Origin of the sequence: Chryseobacterium taichungense, assembly GCF_900109935.1 — a bacterium.
Taxonomy (GTDB): Bacteria; Bacteroidota; Bacteroidia; order Flavobacteriales; family Weeksellaceae; genus Chryseobacterium; species Chryseobacterium taichungense.
The window spans coordinates 1-1660 of sequence record NZ_FOBV01000027.1; the positions used below are offsets into that span (position 1 = coordinate 1).

Genomic DNA, 1660 nt, shown 5'->3' on the forward strand with positions numbered 1-1660 from the left:
TGCGGGCAGGCCGTTACCATTACCGTCACCATTCTTTCAAGCGCAAAGGCAATATCTCCACTGCTTGCATACCAATAGGCAAATGTGCCTATGCCCACGGCAATGGCAATAAAGGTGAGCCATTTGGCAACTTTGTCCGCAAGGTTCTGTGTATTGGACTTAGTAGCCTGCGCTTCCTGCACAAGATTGATAACCCTGTTCAGGTAGCTGTCTTTTCCAACGGCTGTTACCTTAACTTTCAGCGCACCATCACCATTGATAGAGCCTGCGATGACCTTTCCGTCCTTTTCCTTTTTTACGGGGACACTTTCTCCGGTAAGCATACTTTCGTTGATATACGAAAGCCCCTCCAGTACCAATCCATCGGCTGGAATTTTTTCACCCGGTTTTATGATAGCCGTTTCACCGCTTTGCAGGTCTTCGAGCTTTATCTTTACGGCTTCTCCGCCACGTTCCACGGTAACATCGTTGGGCAGCAAAGCCACCAATGACTGTAATGCCCGTGAAGCAGCCATTTGGGAACGCATTTCCATCCAATGCCCTAACAGCATGATGTCAATGAGGGTTGCCAGTTCCCAAAAGAAGTCCATACCCTCCAAGCCAAATACAACGGCTACTGAATAGACATAGGCTACGGATATGGCGATGGCAACAAGTGTCATCATCCCTATGGCTTTGGCTTTCACCTCGCCAATCATTCCCTTTAGGAACGGCAAGCCTCCATAGCTATAAATCACCGTACCCAATGCCAGCAGCACATATTTATCTCCATTGAAAGCAAGGGAGAAAACCAACCATTGCTGTATCATGTGCGACAGGAGCAAGATAGGGATTGTAATTACAAGGCTTATCCAAAAACGTGTGAGGAAATCGCCTGTATGATGTCCCTCATGTTTATTAAAGTTTTCATCAGCATGGCCATGTTGAGAATGCCCGGAATGCCCATGTTCTGATGTGTGTTCATGAGAAACTGACGCACCGCCAACGGGAACCAATGCCATGCCACAGAGCGGGCATTTGCCCGGTTCGTCTTTTAGCACCTGTGGATGCATAGGACAAGTGTATTTTTTCATAACAAGGGGGTTTAAAAGTTATGTTGCACTTAATTTTTTTGCCATCTCATGGGTCATTTCTTCGGCATAAGTACTATAGGCATCAACAAGTACGCCTTTATTCTTACCATCATTAGACGATATGGTATAAATCACGGCATTGTTATCAGGACTGCTGTCGAGGCTTTCAAACCTATGAGTTTCCGTAACCGTAAAATCCTCCGGTTTTAGTTTCAGGCTCCTTGACGCACAGTACAGGCAGTCCGGCAACAGACTAAAGTCCATACTGTACCCACGTTGTCTTAGGTCTTTAAGCGCCTGCACCATGTCATTGTACTGTACCATAGCTTTCAGACCTGTTATTTAATGGTTTCAACTGTACTGCCGCAGGTAAGCATCTGTGAGCCGTAATATGGATTTTTAACGGCATTCTCTTTACTTAGCCAATTGGCTCCCTTACCTCCGTTGTACATAGGGCAGTGCTGGTAATAAACGGGGGTGTCCTGTTTAGAAACTTTGGCCAGTGTGTAGATGCTTCCCGAAAGTGCCGCAAAAGCACTTCTTTGTTTTGCAACATCTTTTGATTTTGAAATGCTTTCCGCATTGGC

At 46.0% G+C, this 1660-nt stretch carries 2 protein-coding genes and 1 pseudogene; all 3 read right to left on the reverse strand.

What is annotated here, in order from left to right:
- Window positions 1-1073 (reverse strand): HAD-IC family P-type ATPase (locus BMW64_RS20325; protein WP_143052757.1); only part of this gene is annotated, 1073 nt, incomplete at its 3' end.
- Window positions 1074-1091: 18 nt separating this feature from the next.
- Window positions 1092-1397: a phosphoribosylpyrophosphate synthetase gene (locus tag BMW64_RS20330; RefSeq protein ID WP_090002517.1), complete on the reverse strand. Its 306-nt coding sequence runs from the start codon at window positions 1395-1397 to the stop codon at window positions 1092-1094.
- Between the two features lie 14 nt (window positions 1398-1411).
- Window positions 1412-1660, reverse strand: a pseudogene (locus BMW64_RS20335) (DUF3347 domain-containing protein); the annotation flags it as partial.

Coding starts and splice junctions, on each gene's coding strand:
- BMW64_RS20330 (WP_090002517.1), bottom strand. CDS start 1,397: ATGGTACAGTACAATGACATGGTGCAGGCGCTTAAAGACCTAAGACAA.